Genomic DNA, 21389 nt, shown 5'->3' on the forward strand with positions numbered 1-21389 from the left:
TAAGTTATATGGCAGCGAATTCGGTAAACTGACGTAAACGGGGTGGATGAAAAGCTAGAACAATATCTTCACGAGGTACTCCTGCTTGTAGCAGATCAGTTGCAACGCCATCTTCCGTCGAGTCTTCTTCAATCCAGATTTTTTGGTCTTTCAAACGAAGGTGAATGACATTGCGTTTGATGCGCTTATCTTGATGCCACCCCATTTTCAGAAGAAGATATTGATCGCGAATCGGGTCAAATAGTAGTGTAGATTCCATATCGGAGTTACCTGAACCGAGTTTGTGATATTCTTCTAAAATTTTCTGGATTAGGTTTCGGTAGTGGTTGAGTTTATCCATTGTTGGATCGCCTCTTGGATTGGATCAAAAATTAATAGGTTGATTTGGGTTGTTTGAAGCATTAATTGAGCGAGTGGTGTTTGAAAATTATTGTGATACAGGTCGGCTGGAATTGCTAAGAACAGTTTGAAATCTAAGGTCTGAACTTTGACCACTTCTTGGTACATGATGTATTGACCGATCGCAGATTGTAGGTCACTAATGAACGATCGCCCAAGAAAGCTTTTGACTTCAGGGAGTTGCTCTAAATTTTACACAGATACCCGACTTCTTCAAGAAGTCGGGTATCTGGTTTGCAGTATTATTACCAACTAAAAACTCAACGGAGAGGGTGGGATTTGAACCCACGGTGACATTGCTGCCACACTTGATTTCAAGTCAAGCGCAATCGACCACTCTGCCACCTCTCCAGGCACATTTGTTTATCTTATCAGGAATAATTACAAATGACTACAGGCAGTTTGCGCCTGAGTTGGGGAAACTTGATAGAGTATTTCCTCGGAAATCACGCTATAGTCTTTGTCTACCCAAACTAAGGATGCTTGAGTCACAACGCCAGCTTGCAATGTCACCAAAGAGAAATTTCGCTGAGTGCGATCGCCTTTGTGAATAATTCTGGGCACACTCGCAGAGTTTAAATACAATGTACCATCGTCACTGGTGGAAATTGGGGTGCGTAAGCGGTCTTTGCGGTGACGGAGGTGATGGTGCATATGACCAAAAGTTACGAGGGGAACTGATTTTCCCATGTTTTTTGATTGCGCCATCGCATCTGCCAAATCCGAATCGCCAAAATCTCCCCCCAAAGGTTGCCAGTCTCTCCCACAAGGGTCTTCCGGTCGATCGCCTAACCCCAAAGGCCCATTGTGACCGAGAAAAATAATCGTATCATAAGCAGCGTCGTTCACTGCTGCCATGATTCGCTCAGTAGACTGAGCAAAATCATTCACACCATAACGTTCTAGGTAAAAATCGGCATTTCTCCAAACATCGCCGCCCCAACTAAACGGACGACCACCCACAACAGTTAAGTTAAACTGTGGAAAATCCAGTTTACTGTACCCAACGTGAGTTTCCCCCAGTAAATCCAACTGATCCTGTACCCAATCTTCTTTGGCGCGATCGTAGGGACAACGCTGGCGACCCCATTCCGTAGCAGTGTACCACGCATCGTGATTGCCCATAATTGCCGCTTTTGGGATGTCGAGAGATGCGATCGCCTCCACCACTCCTACCGACTCATTCCCAAAATCTCCGACAAATAGCACCAAGTCTACACCCAAGCGGCGTAAAGCTTCTCCATCTGCCGCTTCCCATTGGTCGTGAACATCTCCGACCACTGCAATTTTAATTACTTGATTTTGATTTCCCAAGATACTCATGCCTTACTTTATTTTTTTATCTTTTCTTAGGATAGGCAAGCCAGGGCTATTTTTGCAGCTTACTTCAGAGCGATCGCCAAATGGTAGTTGGTAGTAGGTAATTGAAGTTTACGTAATTCTTACTGATACTCTCTACCCCCATTTTTAGTAAAATCAACTATAATTAATTAACAGTAACAGTCATGTCTTCTTACTTTAATTAGAAATTAGCTGTGTTTATTACTACATTACTACCCAGAGAAAGCACTGAAACTTCAGAAATCCCTTATGATTTAGTGGGAGCTATAAAAGCTCTCAAGAAGGAACTGAATGCAGTTATACTGGCTCACTATTATCAAGATCCAGAGATTCAAGATGTAGCAGATTATATCGGTGATTCCTTGGAACTGTCCCGACGAGCCGCCAGTACAAATGCGGAGGCAATAGTTTTTGCTGGGGTTCACTTTATGGCAGAAACCGCCAAAATTCTCAACCCTGATAAATTGGTACTTTTACCAGATATCAATGCTGGATGCTCTTTAGCGGATAGTTGTCCCCCCGATCGCTTCGCTGCTTTTAAAGCTGCACATCCCGGACATTTGGTAATTTCTTATATCAATTGTTCGGCAGAAATTAAAGCCATGAGTGATATTATTTGTACTAGTTCTAATGCTGTAAACATAGTTCGCCAAATTCCCGAAGATCAGCCGATAATTTTTGGGCCCGATCGCAATTTAGGACGCTACGTAATGCAGCAAACTGGAAGAGAAATGGTACTTTGGCAAGGTGCTTGTATCGTCCATGAAACCTTTTCCGAAAAGAAGATAGTTCAGTTAAAAATTGCTCATCCCCAAGCCAAAGTTTTAGCACATCCAGAATGCGAACCACCAGTTTTACGCCACGCTGATTTTATCGGTTCTACCAGTGCTTTACTAAAATATTCCCACGAAAATTCTGCACAGGAATTTATCGTAGCGACAGAACCGGGAATTATTCACCAAATGCAAAAACAGCAACCGCAAAAACATTTTATTCCCGCGCCACCGATAACCAATTGCGCTTGCAACGAATGTCCTTTCATGCGATTAAATACCTTAGAAAAGCTGTATCTAGCAATGAAAAATCGCACCCCAGAACTCACTTTACCAGAACATCTCAGAATTGCCGCATTACGTCCGATGCAAAGAATGTTAGAAATGAGTTAATTGTCATTGGTCATTGGTCATTGGTTATTAGTCATTCGCACCCTACAACAAATCTTCCCTCGTTCCCTCGTTTCCCTCGTTCCCCGGTTCAACCAGGGAACGAGAAACTACGAGGCTCCGCCTCGTAGTCCTCTTATCTGAGTTAAATAGCACCCCACCAAAAATCATGCTGAACATCTGCGGTTACAAAATTCATCCTAACTAATGACAAATGACCAATGACTAACAACAATCCAAAAAACTGTTTAATAATTTTTACTCGCTATCCCGAAGCTGGTCAAACCAAAACACGCTTAATTCCAGTTCTAGGTGCTGAAGGTGCAGCAAATTTGCATCGACAATTAACGGAAACAGTGGTAACTGGAGTAAAACAAGTTTCAAATACTTTAATTGAAGTGCATTTTACTGGAGGAAACCAACAGTTAATGGCAGCATGGTTAGGAGAAAATCTAAGCTATAAACAACAAACAGAAGGGGATTTAGGTAAGCGAATAGCGACAGCTTTTGCAACAGCTTTCAACAATGGAATTGAGAAAGTTATAATTATTGGTTCGGACTGTCCGACTTTAACTTCCCAAATCATAACAGAAGCATTTGCAGCACTTTCTCAAAATGAATTAGTACTTGGCCCTGCAACTGATGGAGGTTATTATTTAATTGGGTTAAAGCGGTTAATTCCCGAATTATTTACAGGGATTAACTGGGGGACTTCTGAGGTATTGCAGCAAACAGTTAAAATTGCCGAAAATCTGAAATTAGTAGTTGCTTATCTTACTACTCTTTCTGATATTGATAGACCAGAAGATTTAGTGAAGTATACAGATCCCCGACTTCTTGAAGAAGTCGGGGATCTTGATTGAAAAAACTATTTACTTCCCCAAAATTAATGACAAAAGAACAAATAAAAATATCAGTAATTATTCCGGTATTAAATGAAGCTAAGGCAATTGAAAAAAGTTTGCTAAATTTACAAAGTTACCCAGAGTTAGAAGTTATTGTTGTAGATGGGGGAAGCGAAGATCGAACAGTTGCTATTGCTGAAAGTTTCGGTTACAAAGTTTTGTCTTCTCCTCGTGGACGATCGATCCAAATGAATGCAGGTGCTAAAATTGCAACCGGAGACATTCTCCTATTTTTGCATGGTGATACAATTTTACCTGCTAATTTTGGGGCAATGATTTTGGCAGCAACACAAAAACCGGGAGTAGTTGGGGGTGCTTTTGAATTAGCAATTGATGCTAAAGTTAGAGGGATTAGGTTAGTGGAAATGATGGTGAATTTGCGATCGCACTTTCTCTCCTTACCTTACGGCGATCAAGCTATCTTTGTCAAAGCCGAAATCTTCCATAAAATTGGCGGTTTTCCCATCCAAGCAATTATGGAAGATTTTGTCTTTATCCGGCAATTAAGAAACATGGGAAAAATTGCCATTATCACTACACCAGTTATCACATCAGGTCGCCGTTGGCAACAACTTGGCATCATAAAAACTACCCTGATTAATCAATTAATGATTGTGGGTTATTACCTGGGAGTTCCTTCAGAAAAACTAGCAGCTTTTTATCGAAAAAAACGCAAATAACCTTAATTTTACCAGCCTCTTAATTTCTGATGTACGCAAGCTAAATACCACATATAATCTTCTAATTGATAACCAACTGCTTTGACTATATAATTTTGAGACTTTTGCACGTCTTCTTCTGCTTCATAATACAAACCTAAATAAAGATGACTGTAAAATTTACCTTGTTTGCCTTCTGTTTCCCCAGCAATTAATACATCTTCTTCTGTACTATTTCCGGCGAACAAATCATAAACGCAACGCATTACTTGGCGCGGATCGTTCCGCACTTCTAATAAAGTATTCCTCGCTTCATAAACTCCACTAAATCTAGCAATACACAGATATCGCCACACCGTTTCTTCAACATCGTGAGAATTAACTGTTAAATCTATCTCAAATTGGTTAGCACCCTCGGCAAATTTTTCGGCATAATAGTAAGATAAACCACGTTGCCAAAGATAGGGAGTGAGAGTTGGTTCTAGCTTCTCTGCTGTGTCAAAATCCTCGATCGATTCGGCAATTTTAGCCAGCTTAAAATTCGTCATTCCCCGCCGAATATATGCCTGAGCATCTTGAGGATTTGTGCGAATGACGTTATTCCACCAAGAAAGTTGTGCTAGCAGTGAAATTTTGCTGTTCATGTAAATTAATATTAATCGTTATATGGATTATAATTTAGGAGGTAATAAGCTAATTGTAAACAGCCTCATGTCCTGAAATTTAAGATTGGAGGATTTAAAAATGAATTCACCTCAAGACGAAGCCGATGCTATAGAGATTGAAGTAATTAACATCAAACCTGAAACTGAGGTTGTTACACCAAAAGTTAGGGTTGAAGAGTTTAGTATTAGCGGTGATGCCTTAGTAAGTAAGATTAAGGAATTGATTTACGAAGGTAACATTCGTCGCATTACCATCAAAAATGAAGAAGGGCATATACTAATAGAAATTCCTCTAACTATTGGTGTTGTGGGAGGAGTAGTTGGGACAGCATTGTTCCCGATCGTAGCAGCAATAGGCGCAATTGGCGCATTAGTTGCTCATCTGACAATTGCGATCGAAAAAGTTGAAGGTTCTTAAGTTATTTGAGAATTGGCAATTGAACTGTGAATTGGGTGAGATTGTTATTGCTTTGGGCAGTAATTATCCCGCCCATCTGTTTAACCAGTTTTTTCACTAATGCTAGTCCTAAGCCAATACCGCTGTATTTCCAAGGATCGTTGTTGGGGATACGGTAAAACTTTTTGAAGATGTGAGCAAGTTCTTCTGGTGCAATTTCGATACCTGTATTTGTAATGCTCAAATAGAAATGTTCTGCTTGTGTATAAGCAGAAATTGAGATTCTCTCACCTGCAGGAGTGTATTTGCAAGCGTTATTGAGTAATTCGGTGAAGATGCGGCTAAAACTACGGAGGTCAACTGTTATGGTAGGAAGATTGGGTTCTATTTCCAGTTGGAGTGTTTGCTGTTGATTATGCGCCCGAATTTGAAAGCTTTCGCTCGCATGATGCAGCCAATCTTGTAAATTGATCCCAATAGGTTGAGTAGCATAAACTCCAGCTTCAATTTGCTGAAGGTTAAGTAAGTCTTCTATTAAGTTTAGTTCCCGCTCAGACTCTTCGTGCAAAACTTTCAGATAGTGCATTGCTTCGTTGTTTTGTGCTTCTAACCCAGCGGTATCTTGAATGAAAGTTTTTCCTCGATCGGTAAGCTCAATTAATAAGCCTGTTACCATGTGAATACTAGAAATTGGGGTACGCAGTTCGTGAGAAACGGTACTAAGAAAATCATCTTTAAGATTATTTAGTCGTTCGAGTTCCTTAACTTGAGATTGAGCCGCTTCATAAAGTCTTGCTTGTCTCAGAGCGATCGCACACTGATTAGCCACCTGTTGCACTAAATGAATTTCCATTTGACTAAAACAAGAATCAATGGATTTTAATACCCAAAGTTCACCAATTACTTCCGGTTGTTCTAATTGTCCATCATAAATGGGACAGACCAAACTTGCTGAATGATTGCGAATTGTACTAGCTTCAGTTAGACAAAAGGCGAAGCAATAACCCTGCTGTAATTGTTTATAGATCTCAATTGCATCTTGGACTTGAATTTCTTGCCCTTGAGTTGTGGGTAGCCCTGGTGCAACATACTGATAATGAATTTTCGAGGTAAGACGATCGGGACTATAGAGAGCAGCATTACAAGTTTCTGCTTTGATTGCCATTCCTAACTCTTTTACAGCAATTTGGAGAATTTGATGAGAATCTAGTGAATCTCGCACTTTATCAGAAATGCGTTTTAGTGTGGCTTCAAATTTGAGAGCTTGCTGTAATTCTAAAGTGCGAATGTAGACTTGCCTTTCCAAAGTCGTATTGAAACTCTGAATCTCATGATAAAGTTCAGCTTGTTGAATCGCGATCGAAATTTGACCTGCCAGTTGCGAAAGTAAACTTACTTCCGAACTCAGCCAAGTTCTAGGGGCAGAACAATGGTGAATAACCAGCAAACCCCACAAATTTTCATTAGCCAAAATTGGCACCACCAATTTAGCTTTCACTGCCCATTGTTCCACAAACTCAATTAAACAAGGAGCCATATCTATGTTTTTGGCATAAATATCATTAATAATGCCAATTCTGCCGTGATTGTAAAGTTCATGATAGGTAGCGGGAAATACTTCTTCTGGGAAAGACATTCCTAAAATAGCTGGAAAACCTGCTACAACTGATTCCGCTACTACTTTTCCCGTATTATTAGCCAATATTTGATAGATTAATACCCGATCGGCTTGCAGCAATTGTTGAATTGCAGAAACCGTTGAATTGAAAACAACTTCTTTATCGAGAGATTGTCTAATTTTGAGAATAACCTGACCCATTAACCGTTCTTGTTCTGCCTGAAACCGCAGTATTTCCGTACTTTCTTTTAACTGTTGACTCTGAGCTAATAATTGCTGTTGCTGCTGTCGAATTGTCAATTGATGTCCAATCCGAACTAACACTTCTTCTGCTTGAAACGGTTTAGTTATGTAATCTGCTGCGCCAGCTTTAAAGGCTTTGACTTTATCATTAACATCATTCAAAGCACTTAAGAAAATTACGGGAATATCACGACTAGCAGGATTAGCTTTGAGGAGCGAACAAACTTCATAGCCATCCATCTCTGGCATTCGGACATCCAATAAAATTAGTTCTGGGGGATTTGCTTGTACTGCACTCAAAGCGATTTTGCCACTAGTCGCTTGTCTCACCGTGTAGGTTTCATCGCGTAAAATAGCAGACAAAGTGCGTAAATTGTCGGGTTGGTCATCAACAATCAAAATACTGACTTTGGTTTTTATATTTGTCGGAACTGTAACCATAGACTTAAAACATACCGCTCAACTAAATTTACTCAAACCTACGAGAGAGGCGAAAAGACTAGTCATTCGTAGTGGGTCCGTGCACCACAGGGTTAAACGGCAAACCCTTTATTCCTTGGTCTAAGACATCAGGAATTACTTTTCTGGTAATATTAAATGACCCATTCACATCGGCATTTAATAACTTACCATCAGCTGTTTTATACAATCCTCTAGCTATTCTATGTCCCTGAAACACTGACCTTTTTTCTCCATACTTAGGGAGAGCATCCCCATCTACAGCACTAGCTTGAGATGTATAAGATTCTTCTGTAATCACGACTTTTATTCCGGTTAATTGGGCTTTATAGGTCAACATTTCTATTAACCGATAATGTGGAATCTCCACAAATTGTTGATTATTCCTTTGACCTAAGTTAATTTTTTGTTTCCAGTTAGCATTATGCCCAATTACCAGGATTCCTATGTGATGCTGTCTACACCAATCTATGACTCTTCTACTGGCTGTATGTAGATAGTTATCTACTCTACAGTTGCGCTTATGAGTGAGATTTTTTAATCTTTGAGATTGGTTTTGATGATGTTTGAGTTTGAGGACAGACTGTAAACAGGAACGTTGTTTATTGTAAAAGGTGTTAATCGCTTTTAGTGGGGAGCCTTTAATCAAAAGAGGTCTGACACCTGTTTGATTGGTAGTTACAGCCATTAAGTTATTAACGCCTAAGTCTATACCTGCTATTTGTTGCTCGTTGGTTGTTGACTCTACTTTTTCATAAACTATTTCCATGATATAACAACTACTTTTCGGCACAATCCTCGCCTCGATTATTTCTGTTTGTGATGTGGGAATTTTGATTTCACTCATCGAGAGCTGACAAATTCCTTTTTTTAAGGCTTTTTTGGAGATGGCTTCGTGAGGATAAGGGAGAATATTGCGCCCTTTGGTTTTATGTTTATATCCCGGTATTTTTGGTTGACCATTAAATTTTTCGGGATGTTTCTGCCAGACTTTTACCGCAAGACAATAACTTGTCCATGCCCAATCTAATCGGCGGATGATTTGCTTACTAACTTTTGTGGGTAAGGCTTTATAGTCGGGGGTTTGTGATAGGAGGTGGTAAAGTTGGTTAAAGTTTAATTTCTCTTTGTGGACAAAGAAGTGTTGACGATAATGATAATTAGCTTGGTTAAACAAATTTTTCGCCAAAAAAGCTTTGTGGTCAATTTCTGACCACAGAGGATGGTTTTTGGTGATGATATGACGTTCCACTAGCAACATGATTTGATTATATTGTGAGTTGGTCTCATCGAAAACCACCCTCGCCAAAACTTCGTCACTATTGGCATAAAGCTCCAAAAATGAGTAAGATTGAGGAGAAGCAAGCTAGATTTTTGGCAACTGTATTTACCCCCCAACTTTAGGATTCCCAATTCAGCGGCAAATTAGCTAACTCCACAATGCGAGGAAATTCAAAGTTTTGTGTTATTTGGCGTAATCCTGCTGCAAGTTGGCTATGGGCTTCGGGAATCTGGTCAATCAATTCCAAAACTGCATCTTGATCGCAAGATAGCGCCTTAAAGTTTAACTCAGCTATCCATTCTTCTGACATTACAGATAAACTCTCGGTAGTTAATGCCTGCGTCAGAGAAAGGTCAGTTTGATTGGGTAATTGTGGCTCATTTTCGGCATAAATATAACAGATGCCTAAATATTTTGCCATTTTTTCAAACAGGGTTCCTTCTTGAAATGGCTTGCTAATGTAATCATCACAGCCTGCGGCGAGGGCAAGTTCACGATCGCTGTGTGAAGCATGGGCAGTCAGAGCAATAATAATTGATCGTTGATGTTGCAGATTGAGTTTTGATTCCTCATGTTGCAAATCTGCCTCACTTTCCCGCAAGAGATTTTCCTGCTCTCGAATCCATTTTGCTGCTTCATAGCCATTGAGAACGGGCATCCGAATATCCATCCAGGTAAGATGAGGTTGCCAATCTTTCCAGATCGCGATCGCATCTTGCCCATTCATTGCTTCGCGCACATCTAATCCTAATTGAGTCAACAGTTTGACCAGCAATAAACGGTTTTCGGCTTGGTCATCCACTACCAATATGCGATATTTAGGTTGATTGGGAACCAGTCCGATTACTTGGCGATCGTTTTGCTCTAGTTGTATATCTGCATTGGTAGCAATTTCAGAGGGCAGGATCAGTTGGAATATACTGCCTGTTCCTACTGCACTAGTAGCAGTAATCTCTCCTCCTAGTAAGCGGGCAAGTTTCCGGCTGATGGTTAAACCTAACCCTGTTCCTTCGGTTGTTCCTCTGCCAGCTTCAGCTTGTACGAAAGCATCAAAAATTGCATTCAGGTCTTTCTGAGCAATGCCACTGCCTGTATCTTCTACTTCAAATATGAGGAAGCGAAGGTTTGGCGACTGATGGTGATTTTCTGTAATATTTTTTACCTCCTTTTGTTTATTATCCACTTTAACGCGCAAGGAGATGCCTCCCCGTTTGGTGAATTTGATGGCGTTGCTGAGGAGGTTAATTAGTATTTGACGGAGTTTGCTGGCATCGGTGGTGATGTATTGGGGTAAAAGTGGGTCTATATAGAAGTTGAAGTCGAGGTCTCTTGCGATCGCACGTTGCCCAAACATACTACGAAGTGAATGTAATAGAGCAACTAAATCTATATTGCACAAGTTAATTGTGGTGTGTCCGGCTTCGATCTTCGACAGGTCTAATACATCATTAATCAAGTTGAGCAGGTGATCTCCACTGCGGCGAATAATTTGCAGGTTTTCTTGCTGTTCGGTACTCAAGGATAAATCATGGCTCATTACTTGAGTAAATCCCAGAATTACATTGAGCGGGGTTCGTAATTCATGACTCATATTAGCCAGAAAAATGCTCTTGGCTTGATTTGCTACTTCTGCGGCTTCTTTGGCTTGTTGCAGTTGAATTTCAAATTGTTTGCGATCGGTGATATCTTGACCAATACCAAGGTAGTAGCCGTTGGAAAGTCGGACGTTTGCCCAAGAAGTGTGCAAAGTTTCACCGGAAGCTGTTTGGGTAATCCAATCTTTCCATTTGCTATTAGCTGCCATCATGTGATCTATGACTTCTTGGCGATAGGCGGGGTCGGGATAACACTGCATTAATATGTTTCGTTGTTGCCAATCTTCTAGTGACCAACCTAATACTTTTTGGAGTTGGGGATTAACGAATTCAATTATGTTGTGTTGGTTAAACATGGCAACCATGATCGGAATGTGATCGAACATGGCTTGTAGGATTTCTTTTTGATGTTTTAGTTCGATTTCGGCGCGTTTGCGATCGGTAATATCGCGTACCATAACCAACACTTGATCTTGCTGTAATGGCACAATTCGCACTTCTTCATAGCAAAGTTGTTCTTTAATTAAAATCTGTTGCTCATAAACCTGCATATTTCCAGTTTTGACAGCCTTTTGGGTATAATCCAGGCGGATTTGAGCTAGTTCATCAGGCAAGACATCAAACACATCTACATCGTCAAGGATCTGGTCTGGATTGACGATGTTAAACTCACTGTTAGTAACAAAATCGAGATAAGTACCATCAGAACCCATCCGAATCAGTAAGTCGGGAATGGCTTCAATAATTGCTTGTTTTGTGGCTTCGCTTTGACGTAATGCTTCTTCGGCTCGATGTTGCAAAGTCACATCAACTGCTACTCCTCCCACCAATGTTTGTCCAGAAGGATCGGGAATAGGAAATTTATAAACTAGAAAATTACCCATTTCACCATCTCGGCGCGGAGCAACTTCAATTGCTTCAACTACCTGCTTAGTTTGAGCAACAGTTTGAATATTCTCTAAAAATTGTTGGGCAACTATTTGGGGATAAATTTCAAAGATAGATTTGCCAACTGAATTTTCAATTGGTACCAAAAAAGTTTGGTAATAAGTCTGACTGAGATATAGTATTATTCCTTTGTCATCAGTAATCCAGGCAGGAGCAGGGCTATGATTCATGAATGCTTGGAAGCGGGCTTCACTGTGGCGCAAGGCGGCTTCAGCTTGTTGGCGTTCTTCTTCGATGCGTTTGCGATCGCTAATATCTCGCAAAAATGCCGTAAAGACTGTCTCGCCACCTAGTTCCAATTTCGAGATTGAGGCTTCGGCAGGAAATTCACTGCCATTTTTGCGACGACCAAAAATTTCCCCTCTTGCTCCAACTGGGCGATAAGTTTCTACACCACCCATGCGTCGTGCTTTACCACTTGATTGACCAAAGTTATAAACGTGGTGATGGTGAACATTGGCGAAGCGAGATGGTAGTAATTGGTCTAAAGGTTGCCCTAAAATTTCCTCAGCTTTGTAGCCAAAAATCTTTTCTGCCCCTTGGTTAAATAGGGTAATTCGCTGATTAATATCGACTGAAATAATCGCATCGTTAGCGATTTCGAGAATTCCGGCAAAACGTGCTTGGGAGATGCGTAAAGTTTCTTCGGCTTGTTTGCGATCGCTAATATCTCGACAGATACAAAAGTTTATTCTCTGATCTTCTAATTCCACTCGGTTCCAGCTAATTTCTACATCATAGACAGAACCATCTTTACGGCGATGTCTGGTTTCAAACAGAGGAATTACCTCTTCTCTGTTGATCAAAAGTTGTAGTTCTTCCTGAGTCCACTGAGCATCCCAATCAGCAACATTAAGTTTGAGGGTTTCCTCTACGGTATAGCCAATCATCCGAGCAAAACTTGGGCTAGTTTGTACCACATCTCCTCGATGATTCATGGCAACAATGCCATCCATTGACATATCAAACAGCGTTTTACTCCGTAGGGATTCTTTTTTCAGGGCAAGTTCTGCTAATTTGCGATCGCTAATGTCCTTCATGAAACAGTAATTTCCCGAAAGCTGGTGTTGTTCGTCGTAGCAGGCAATCATCACCAGTTGTTTATAAAAAACTGAACCATCCCGGCGTATTCCTCTAGTTTCAACCTCTACCCTGCCCTCTTGCACCATCTGGTGATAATTAGCGATCATTTTCTCTAATTCATCGGGATGTACTGTTTGCTGCCAAGACATCCCAATCATTTCTTCCGGTTGGTAGCCAGTGACGCTGGCGTATGTTCTATTAACGTAAAGGTAGCGTCCTTGAACATCTAATTTGGAAATACCTGAGACTGCATTTTCTAAGACTCCAGCCATTTCTCGCAAGTCTGCTTCTGCCTGCTTCAGGTTGCTAATATCGATGAATGTCACTACTATTTGTTTGAGTTGATTTTTGGTATCAAATTCTGGAAATGCTGTAACTAATACCCAATTAATTGAGTCAGTGCCTCTGCTAATTCCGAGTACGTAATTTTGCAAGGGCATTTTTGTAGATAGTACTCGATTGGCAGGATATTCCTCGATCGGCATGATTGTTCCATCTTCCCGAATAAAATGCCATGAAGGATCGATCGCACTTTTTCCCAATATTTGATCCATCGACAGCCCTAATAAATCACAAGCAGTTAAATTACACAAGCTTATGCTCGTATCAGGAGCATGAACTACAAACCCGGCATTTAAGTGATCGATCAGTTGGCGATATCTGGTTTCACTTTCTCGCCAAGTTTCTTCTACTTGCCGTCGCTCGATGATTTCTATCTGTAGCTGTTGGTTGATTTTTTTAGTTTTTTGAATTTGTTTTTCTGATTGTTGTGCGAGAAAAACTGTTAGTGCTAAAGTCCAAGCCGCAATTAAACCACTAAATAAAACTATATTCGGGAGAACGAATGGCTCACGGGCGATTAATGCTGGATTTGTTAAAATTTCTAGTTTCCAGTTCAGGTTATAAACTGTAATTGGAATGATTTTTTTTAAGAATGGGAACTCGATTTGTGAGCCTTGACTATAAATTAATTCTTGATTTTCATATAGTTTTAATTGATAACCTTTCGATACTCGTAAGGTATTGTCAAACAGTGCCGGAATTGGGAAAACAGCAAGAATAAATCCATCAAGACGATCGGCTGTAAATAAGGGAATAACTGCCAAAAACTCTTGATTTCCTTCACTGTTTAAAATATGGCGTGATAGGATGGGTTGACGCTCAGTTTGTGCGCGTTTTAAGGCAGCTTGCCGAACGGCATTTTGGTTGAGGTTTAAGTTTTGAGTTTTTGGTGTTTCGCGTGGCGAAGCGACAATCCAATATATGTTAGATGATGGGACGATTAGTTCGATCGCTTGATATTCATTAAAGTCCTTAACTAAGGCAGCTGCGTCAGCTTCCCAGAAAGCTTTATTTCTCCGACTGCCTGTTTGCCAACGCTTTGCCATCCGTTGCAGTGCCAAAACTCTTTCTGTCAGTTCTTCTTTGAACTCCGATTCAATTATTGTGACTTCTTGCTCAACTAACTGTTCAATGTGCTTTTGTTCCTGTGTTAATAACTGCTGCCACAGTCCAAAAACTGCGAGTGTGGCGACAATGCCCAGCAACAGTGGTAGCCAGTAACGTAGAGTTTGCCTCCTAAGCAATTGAAAGTATTTATACCAGTATGAGTGCTTCACTTGAACCTCCTAAGCCAACACCAAATGTTAACCCTCACCCAATAATGCTTGGGCTACTTCTGGAAAAATTGAAGTCCTTAAGGAATAGTTGGTTGTCCTTTTATACTATTTGATATCTAGGAACTAAAGGTAAAAAATACAGAAACTTTAATAGGGCGTATGCCAAAATAATTGATGGGTGCGATCGCTATTTCCGGCTGCAATTTAAAATATGTGTCGCCACAGTTTCCGCTACAGGCATTACTGATAAACGATTACCTTGTTTAACGACTAAAAGCTCATCTGGACTAAATTCTTGTTTGAGTTTTTCTAAAGTAATAATTTGGGGGAAAACTTCTTTAAATTCCACAATTACCGTTTGCCAACGGGGAGATTGAGGAGTAGATTTAGGGTCATAATATTTACTTTTAGCATCGAATTGAGTCGGATCGACAACATTGTTTTTGATGACGCGCATTAACCCAACAATTCCGGGAGGATTGGCGTTAGAATGATAAAAAAATGCTAAGTCACCTGGGTTCATTTGGCGCATAAAATTTCGCGCTTGATAGTTACGCACCCCATCCCAAATAGTTTGGCGATCGCGCTGCAAATGAGTTATACTTTGACACTCTCCCCTTTGAGCTAGCGCTGTGACGGGAGATTCTTGTTTCTTAGAAAGCTGCTTAAGAGTAGAGGTATTTCTACCTTTACTAGGTGAGTCTTACGCCTTCTCCACAAGCTTGAAATTCTGTGTGTCCCACAGTATTTGTTGACAAAATCCTGATGCCTTCTGACCGTAAATTACGTGCGGCATTCTCGTCCCTATCATGATGGGTTTGACATTGTGGACAAACCCATTCTCTATCTTTCAAGGTAAGAGAATTATTTTTGTAATTGCAACAATTGCAAAGCTTGGTACTAGGGAAGAACCTATCAACTTCTACAAGAATTCCGCCAACTCTTTTCAGTTTGTAGTCTAAGAAATTAATCAGCATACCAAATCCAGCATCTAATACAGATTTAGCCAAATTGGTTCGTGCTAATCCTTTTACGCAAAGGTTCTCAACTACAACAGTTTGGTTTTCACTCACTAACTGATGAGAGAGTTTATGGAGGAAGTCAAGTCTAGTATTTGCTATTTTATGATGAACTTTAGCTACCCTCTTAACCTGTTTTTTCCGGTTATTAGAGCCAAGGTTTTTCCGGGATAAGGATTTCTGTCTATGCCTTAATCTCTTGGCATATTTCCTAGTAGGTTTAATTGGGTCAACCTTATAAGTTGTTTCCCCATCAAATACCGTAACGAGGGAGCTAAGACCTAAATCAATACCAGAAATCTTACCCTTTTTATTAGTTGGGGTATCTTCAACTTCAAATAAAATAGCGGCAAAATATTTATCCGTGCTGTCTTTTGAGACAGTTACAGATTTTATTTTGCCGCTTATCTTTTTAGAGATTACCGCTTTTACGACCCCCAACTTAGGAAGGTAGATACCACTACCTTTGATTGAGCAACCATTCGGGTATCTCAGCGATTGCTTTTTGTGTCTACTTTTAAACTTCGGGAAGTTAGCCCGATGTTCAAAGAAGTTTTTAAATGCCGTTTCTAGGTTTTTCAGCGATTGCTGTAACGCTGAAGATGACGCATCTTTTAACCACAAGAATTCTTCTTGTTTCTTTAACTGCGTCAAATCTTTCGCCATGTCGCAATAGCTTAATCCTTTTCCCGTTTCTTTATATTGAGTGTTGCTTTTGTTTAGGTAATGATTCCAGACAAAACGACAACAGCCAAAGTTTTGGCCTAGTGCTACTTCTTGTTCTTTGTTGGGATACAATCTTACCTTTAAAGCTGTTAACATCTCTCTATCAATTCGGGAATTGCTAACAGTATATCATTATATTGATTCGCACAGCGAGATCTGAGGCGAGCTAGTCACAATTCATCTCCCGTTAAACTTCGTTGTAACGGGAGATGAATTGCGACATTAAGATAAACCTCTGGTTCCGATTTCATCAGCCAATAATTAATCAAGTTTGCCACCTTTTTGGAAAATCGCTACAATACTTTTACCTTTGAGTTTTAATCATACTATGGTACAAGCCCCAGGACGCACGGCTACAGATTTAGCCCAATTAGCAATTAGTCTGATTAAAAAAGCTGGATGCGAATATGGAGATGTAAGAATTTGTACATATCGAAGACAGTATTTAACAGCACGCGATCGATCTTTAACTAACCTATCAGATAACGTAAGTTCTGGTTTTGGCGTGCGCGTATTACTCAATGGATCTTGGGGTTTTGCTGCTAGTCCTCATAAAACCCCTGCTGAAGTGGAACGCATCGTTAATTTAGCAGTAGAAATTGCCCAAGGGAGTCGCCTTTCCCAACAGAAAAAAGTAGAATTAGTCCCGGTAGAAGCTTATCGCGATACCTACGTTACCCCGATTCAAATCGATCCTTTTGCTGTGCCAATTGCCCAAAAAGCAGATTTACTTTTAAATATTAACGAAAAACTGTTGAGTTATGGGGAAAAAGGAATCAAAAAAGCTTATTCTTTCTTAGAATTCAGTCGGGAAGAAAAGGTTTTTGCCTCTACAGTAGGTTCCTTAATTGAGCAAACAATTTATCGCAGTTATCCCTTATTTAGTTGTACGGCAATTGCTAACGGTGATGCCCAAAGTCGGACTTACGAACGTCCACCTTTAAATCAAGGTTACGAAAATATTAATCCAGAAGATTTATTATCACAAATAGATAGAGTAGCACAAGAAGCAATTGAAAAAGTTAATGCTCCCAAAGGGCCATCTGGAATTAACACAACCTTGATTCTCAAACCGACAAATGTCTGGTTAACTATCCATGAATCTGTCGGACATCCCACAGAATTAGACCGAGTTTATGGCTACGAAGCGAACTTTGCGGGAACGAGTTTTGCCACTACTGATAAGTTAGGAAAACTGCAATATGGAGCACCTTGGGTTAATTTTAAATGCGATCGCACCCAGCCAGCAGGACGCAGCACCGTTGGCTATGATGATGAAGGCGTACCAGCACAAGAATGGTATGTAGTTAAAGACGGAATTTTAGTGGATTATTTGACCGATCGCGAAACCGCTTATCGTCTAGGTCGTCCTCATAGTAACGGTTGCGCTTTTGCTGATAGTTGGTCTAGCATTCCAATGGTGAGAATTCCCAATTTAGGATTAGAACCAGGGCCAGAAAACGGTTCCCATACTGCTACTTTAGCAGAAATGATTGCCGATACCGAAGATGGCATTTTAATTGATGGTTATGGAACTTTTTCGATCGACCAACAAAGACGCAATTTTCAATTCGGTGGCGATGCTTTTTGGAAAGTTGAAAAAGGCCAAATTGTCGGAATGTTAAAAGATGTCAATTACCATTCTATGACCACTGATTTTTGGAATAGCGTTGATGCAGTTGGGCCTGCTTCCGAACGTCAACAATGTGGTACAGATTCCTGCGGCAAAGGAGAACCAATGCAAGTTGCCCAAATGTCTCATGCTTGCGTTCCTGTGCGCGTTCGCAACATTCAAGTTAGCGCGTCATAAATAATCAGCTGTAGGGTGCGTCAAACAGCAAAACTTTAGGGACTTCTATTTAATTTTAAGGCTCTGACGCACCGTACTTAATCTAATAATTTCATCTGTGTTTATCTGTGTTCATCTCTGGTTTAATATGTGATATGACCGTAGCAACAGCAGCGAATATTCTTAACGAAGATCAAGCTCTTTCTTTAGTAGAAAAAGTCATCAAAAAATCGACAGCAGAGGGCGTTTTTGTCAGCTTAAGCATGGGAGAATCATCTCTGAGTCGTTACTCGGAAAATCAGATTACTCAAAATATCAGTAACTCAGAATTTAACCTGACAGTTACTAGTTATTTTGGGAAACGTAGCGCTTCAGCTTCCACAACAGAATTTGATGAAGATGCGATCGCGCAAACAATTCAACTCTCAGAAGAATTAGCCAAAATTGCGCCCGAAGATCCCGAATGGGTGCCACTTTTAGAACCGCAAATTTACGAACAACGTACCCCCGCTTTTGACTTAGCAACCGCCTCATTTTCGCCCTTAGCTAGAGGAGAAATCATTCAAAAAGTTTGCCAAAAAAGTATTAAAGCTGGCATTAATGGTTCGGGAATTCTTAGTACAGACGCATTTTTATCGGCAATTGGTAATTCTCAAGGTTTAAGAGCCAGCAATCGAGGAACCGCAGCAAACTTTAGTTTTACTGGTAAAATTGAAGATGGTTCTAGTTGGTGCGATCGTACAAGTTTTGCCATTAATGAATTGCCGATCGAACTATTAACCGAACAAATAATCGATCGCGCTTTTGCATCTCGTCATCCCCGTGAAATCAACCCTGGTAAATATCCAGTAATTTTAGATGCCCCAGCTGTCAGCGACTTATTAATGATGGCAATTTGGAGTTTAGACGCACGCGCCGCCGATGAAGGGCGTTCTTTCATGTCGCGCATCGACGCAAATGGAAAACCAATAGGTAATCGTTTAGGTGAAGCGATGTTTAGCCCTTTAGTGCAAATAAATCGCGATCCAGCCCATCCTTTATTACAATTTGGAACTAGCTTTAGTGATGGATTAAGTAATAACTATTTAGAGTTAATTAAAGACGGAATTCCCCAAGTTTTATCCTACAGTCGCTACTGGGCGCAACAGCAAGGGAAAGCACCCACAGGTTATTTTTATCCCATAGTTATGCAGGGTACAGAACAAAGTTTGCATGATTTAATTGCTCAAACTGAACGCGGAATTTTAGTCAGTCGAACTTGGTATGTAAATTTTGCCAATCCGAAAACTTTAGAAGTTACCGGAATGACTCGCGATGGTACTTTTTGGATTGAAGAAGGCAAGATTGCTTACCCGATTAAAAATTTCCGTTTCAATCAAAACTTGTCCGAAATGTTGCGCGATGTTGATGCTTTGAGTGCTGTGGAAAGATCCGGCTATACTGTTGTACCAGGAATCAAAGTAAAACAGTTTAATTTCAGCAGTATCAGCGATAGTGTTTAATCTTAACTAGGAATTACGCAATATTGCTATAATTCAAGGTAAAATTAGCACTAGGAGCAACAGCTATGAATATCACCTTAAAAACCGAACAAGCTGAGTTAATTCAACAAAAGATAAACAGAGGTAAATACAACAATGCTGAGGAAGTAATTGACGAAGCATTACAATTATTAGAGCAACGCGATCGAGAGTATGAAACTTGGGTAGAAGAAACAAGGGAAAAAGTAAATTTAGCCCAAGAAGAACTCAGGCGCGGTGAAGGAATTGATGGAAATATAGTTGTCGCTCAATTGAAAGAAAAATTACATCAAATGCGCCAGAAACAAGCATGAATCGTTACATTATTTTAAAAAAATAACTAAAAATGAACAATCGACTGGTTCAACAAATCCAATTTATCACCGAAATTGACAAACTAAAAAACATCCTGCGCCAAACCAAATTAACTGATGGTTCCCGTCAAGAAAACAGCGCCGAACACTCGTGGCATATAGCAATCATGGCAATAATTTTAGCCGAATATGCAGCACCAGAAGTTGATATTATTAAAGCAATTAAAATGCTCTTAATTCACGATATAATCGAAATCGATGCGGGAGATACATTCTGTTACGACGTAAAAGCAAACTTAGACAAAGCAGCAAGGGAAATCAAAGCAGCAACGCGAATTTTTGGTTTGTTACCTTCAGAACAAGCTGAAGAATTAAGGCAACTTTGGGAAGAATTTGAGGAATCAAAAACTGAAACTGCTAAATTTGCGATCGGCCTAGATCGCCTACAACCCCTACTGCAAAATCAACAGAATCACGGCGGAACTTGGCAAACACACGGAATTACCGAAAACTTAGTCAGAAAAAGAATGTCTCCTGTACAAGAAGCATCACCTATTCTGGGTAAATTAGTCGAAGAAATTATCGCTGATTGTATCGCCGCTGGATACTTGAAAAAAGAACGATTAACTAAGTAGGTAGATGTAAATAAAGTTAAAACTAGGGCGGGCAGGATGCCCACCCCACAAGAAAGCTGTAACTATTGTGGGGTGGGCATCCTGCCTGCCCCACAAGAAAGCTGTAACTATTGTGGTGTGGGCATCCTGCCCGCCCCACAAGAAAGCTGTAACTATTGTGGGGTGGGCATCCTGCCTGCCCCACAAGAAAGCTGTAACTATTGTGGGGTGGGCATCCTGCCTGCCCCACAAGAAAGCTGTAACTATTGTGGGGTGGGCATCCTGCCTGCCCCACAAGAAAGCTGTAACTATTGTGGGGTGGGCATCCTGCCTGCCCCACAAGAAAGATAACTACGATCGCTTTATTTATTTACACCTACTTAATCCCAGATAAATTGTAGATTTAGCACAAATCCTGGTAACAGATCTTCCCCTGTTAATTCAGTGGGAGATTCTAGCAATTCTACAGCTTTTCCTTGGCGATAAACTTCTACCCTTCGACTTTTTCGATTAATTAACCAACCAAGCTTTACACCATTATCTAGATATTCCTGCATCTTTTTCTGACTTTCTTTTAAACTATCAGTCGGTGACATTAACTCCAAAACAAAATCTGGCGCTATTGGGGGAAATTTTTCTTTCTCTTCGGTAGTTAGTGCATCCCATCTTGACTGTTTAATCCATGCTACATCAGGAGAACGATCCGCACCATTAGGAAGTTTAAAGCAAGTGGAAGAATCAAAAACTTTACCCAATTTAGTTTGACGGTTCCAAATTACAAAATCAGCATTAATCTCCGAGTTAAAGTTTCCTGTTTCCCCTCCTGTAGGTGAGATAATAATAATTTTTCCGGTAGCATTACGCTCAAATTTTACATCGGTATTTGCTCTACAAAGTTGATAAAATTGTTCGTCAGTGAGTTTAATAATAGGATTTAAGTTTACGGTGAAGGTTAGCATGGTAGTTCATTTTATCGGAAATTTATAGAATAAAAAAGGTGCGTTACGGTTGCACCTAACGCACCCTACGAA

General features: G+C 40.3%; 16 protein-coding genes, 1 tRNA gene and 2 pseudogenes. 8 read left to right on the plus strand and 11 right to left on the minus strand.

Annotated elements, in window-relative coordinates; all coding sequences use genetic code 11:
* Nucleotides 1-4 precede the first annotated feature (4 nt).
* The 4 genes and pseudogenes from ACE1CI_RS17715 to ACE1CI_RS17730 all read right to left on the minus strand — a co-directional run bounded on the left by ACE1CI_RS17715 (nucleotide 5) and on the right by ACE1CI_RS17730 (nucleotide 1722).
* On the minus strand, nucleotides 5-340 hold the full coding sequence (locus ACE1CI_RS17715; RefSeq protein ID WP_413263514.1) for a XisI protein: 336 nt from the start codon (nucleotides 338-340) through the stop codon (nucleotides 5-7).
* Nucleotides 310-561: pseudogene (locus ACE1CI_RS17720) on the minus strand (element excision factor XisH family protein); the annotation flags it as partial. The pseudogene ACE1CI_RS17720 and the gene ACE1CI_RS17715, both read right to left, overlap by 31 nt.
* Nucleotides 562-663: 102 nt before the next feature.
* Nucleotides 664-750 (minus strand) — tRNA-Ser (locus ACE1CI_RS17725).
* A gap of 30 nt (nucleotides 751-780) precedes the next feature.
* Nucleotides 781-1722, minus strand: a complete 942-nt coding sequence (locus ACE1CI_RS17730; protein ID WP_413263513.1) for a TIGR04168 family protein — start codon at nucleotides 1720-1722, stop codon at nucleotides 781-783.
* A 212-nt stretch (nucleotides 1723-1934) separates the two neighbouring features.
* On the opposite strand from ACE1CI_RS17730, the gene nadA reads away from it, so the two are divergent.
* The 3 genes from nadA (at nucleotide 1935) to ACE1CI_RS17745 (ending at nucleotide 4488) form a co-directional block, all read left to right on the plus strand.
* Nucleotides 1935-2906, plus strand: coding sequence for a quinolinate synthase NadA (gene nadA, locus ACE1CI_RS17735; RefSeq protein ID WP_413263512.1), 972 nt, complete (start codon nucleotides 1935-1937; stop codon nucleotides 2904-2906).
* Nucleotides 2907-3124: 218 nt separating this feature from the next.
* On the plus strand, nucleotides 3125-3766 hold the full coding sequence (locus tag ACE1CI_RS17740; protein ID WP_413263511.1) for a TIGR04282 family arsenosugar biosynthesis glycosyltransferase: 642 nt from the start codon (nucleotides 3125-3127) through the stop codon (nucleotides 3764-3766).
* 26 nt (nucleotides 3767-3792) lie between these two features.
* Complete coding sequence (locus ACE1CI_RS17745) at nucleotides 3793-4488, plus strand: TIGR04283 family arsenosugar biosynthesis glycosyltransferase (RefSeq protein ID WP_413263510.1); 696 nt, start codon at nucleotides 3793-3795, stop codon at nucleotides 4486-4488.
* 8 nt (nucleotides 4489-4496) lie between these two features.
* Here ACE1CI_RS17745 and ACE1CI_RS17750 read toward each other — a convergent pair whose 3' ends face one another.
* Complete coding sequence (locus tag ACE1CI_RS17750; protein ID WP_413263509.1) at nucleotides 4497-5111, minus strand: tetratricopeptide repeat protein; 615 nt, start codon at nucleotides 5109-5111, stop codon at nucleotides 4497-4499.
* Between the two features lie 100 nt (nucleotides 5112-5211).
* Here ACE1CI_RS17750 and ACE1CI_RS17755 point away from each other — a divergent pair, with 100 nt between their 5' ends.
* Nucleotides 5212-5550: a DUF4342 domain-containing protein gene (locus ACE1CI_RS17755; RefSeq protein WP_413263508.1), complete on the plus strand. Its 339-nt coding sequence runs from the start codon at nucleotides 5212-5214 to the stop codon at nucleotides 5548-5550.
* Nucleotide 5551: 1 nt separating this feature from the next.
* Here the strand turns inward: ACE1CI_RS17755 and ACE1CI_RS17760 are convergent, their stop codons facing one another.
* The 5 genes and pseudogenes from ACE1CI_RS17760 to ACE1CI_RS17780 all read right to left on the minus strand — a co-directional run.
* Nucleotides 5552-7831: a hybrid sensor histidine kinase/response regulator gene (locus ACE1CI_RS17760; RefSeq protein WP_413263507.1), complete on the minus strand. Its 2280-nt coding sequence runs from the start codon at nucleotides 7829-7831 to the stop codon at nucleotides 5552-5554.
* 58 nt (nucleotides 7832-7889) lie between these two features.
* Nucleotides 7890-9110 carry an RNA-guided endonuclease InsQ/TnpB family protein gene (locus ACE1CI_RS17765; RefSeq protein WP_413263506.1) on the minus strand — a complete coding sequence of 407 codons (1221 nt, stop codon included), beginning with the start codon at nucleotides 9108-9110 and terminating at the stop codon, nucleotides 7890-7892.
* Between the two features lie 139 nt (nucleotides 9111-9249).
* Nucleotides 9250-14376 carry a PAS domain S-box protein gene (locus ACE1CI_RS17770; RefSeq protein ID WP_413263505.1) on the minus strand — a complete coding sequence of 1709 codons (5127 nt, stop codon included), beginning with the start codon at nucleotides 14374-14376 and terminating at the stop codon, nucleotides 9250-9252.
* Nucleotides 14377-14563: 187 nt separating this feature from the next.
* Entirely contained in the window at nucleotides 14564-14977 is a 414-nt protein-coding gene (locus ACE1CI_RS17775) for an EVE domain-containing protein (RefSeq protein WP_413263559.1), read from the minus strand.
* Nucleotides 14978-14998: 21 nt separating this feature from the next.
* Nucleotides 14999-16217, minus strand: a pseudogene (locus tag ACE1CI_RS17780) (RNA-guided endonuclease InsQ/TnpB family protein); the annotation flags it as partial.
* A gap of 232 nt (nucleotides 16218-16449) precedes the next feature.
* Here ACE1CI_RS17780 and ACE1CI_RS17785 point away from each other — a divergent pair.
* The 4 genes from ACE1CI_RS17785 to ACE1CI_RS17800 all read left to right on the plus strand — a co-directional run bounded on the left by ACE1CI_RS17785 (nucleotide 16450) and on the right by ACE1CI_RS17800 (nucleotide 20379).
* Complete coding sequence (locus ACE1CI_RS17785) at nucleotides 16450-17931, plus strand: TldD/PmbA family protein (RefSeq protein WP_413263503.1); 1482 nt, start codon at nucleotides 16450-16452, stop codon at nucleotides 17929-17931.
* A 134-nt stretch (nucleotides 17932-18065) separates the two neighbouring features.
* Entirely contained in the window at nucleotides 18066-19412 is a 1347-nt protein-coding gene (locus tag ACE1CI_RS17790; protein WP_413263502.1) for a TldD/PmbA family protein, read from the plus strand.
* 65 nt (nucleotides 19413-19477) lie between these two features.
* Entirely contained in the window at nucleotides 19478-19744 is a 267-nt protein-coding gene (locus ACE1CI_RS17795) for a ribbon-helix-helix domain-containing protein (protein WP_413263501.1), read from the plus strand.
* 32 nt (nucleotides 19745-19776) lie between these two features.
* Complete coding sequence (locus ACE1CI_RS17800) at nucleotides 19777-20379, plus strand: HD domain-containing protein (RefSeq protein ID WP_413263500.1); 603 nt, start codon at nucleotides 19777-19779, stop codon at nucleotides 20377-20379.
* A 359-nt stretch (nucleotides 20380-20738) separates the two neighbouring features.
* Here the strand turns inward: ACE1CI_RS17800 and ACE1CI_RS17805 are convergent, their stop codons facing one another.
* Nucleotides 20739-21317 carry a Uma2 family endonuclease gene (locus tag ACE1CI_RS17805; RefSeq protein WP_413263499.1) on the minus strand — a complete coding sequence of 193 codons (579 nt, stop codon included), beginning with the start codon at nucleotides 21315-21317 and terminating at the stop codon, nucleotides 20739-20741.
* Nucleotides 21318-21389: the final 72 nt, after the last annotated feature.

This window comes from Floridaenema flaviceps BLCC-F50 (genome assembly GCF_041929275.2).
Classification (GTDB): Bacteria; Cyanobacteriota; Cyanobacteriia; order Cyanobacteriales; family Aerosakkonemataceae; genus Floridanema; species Floridanema flaviceps.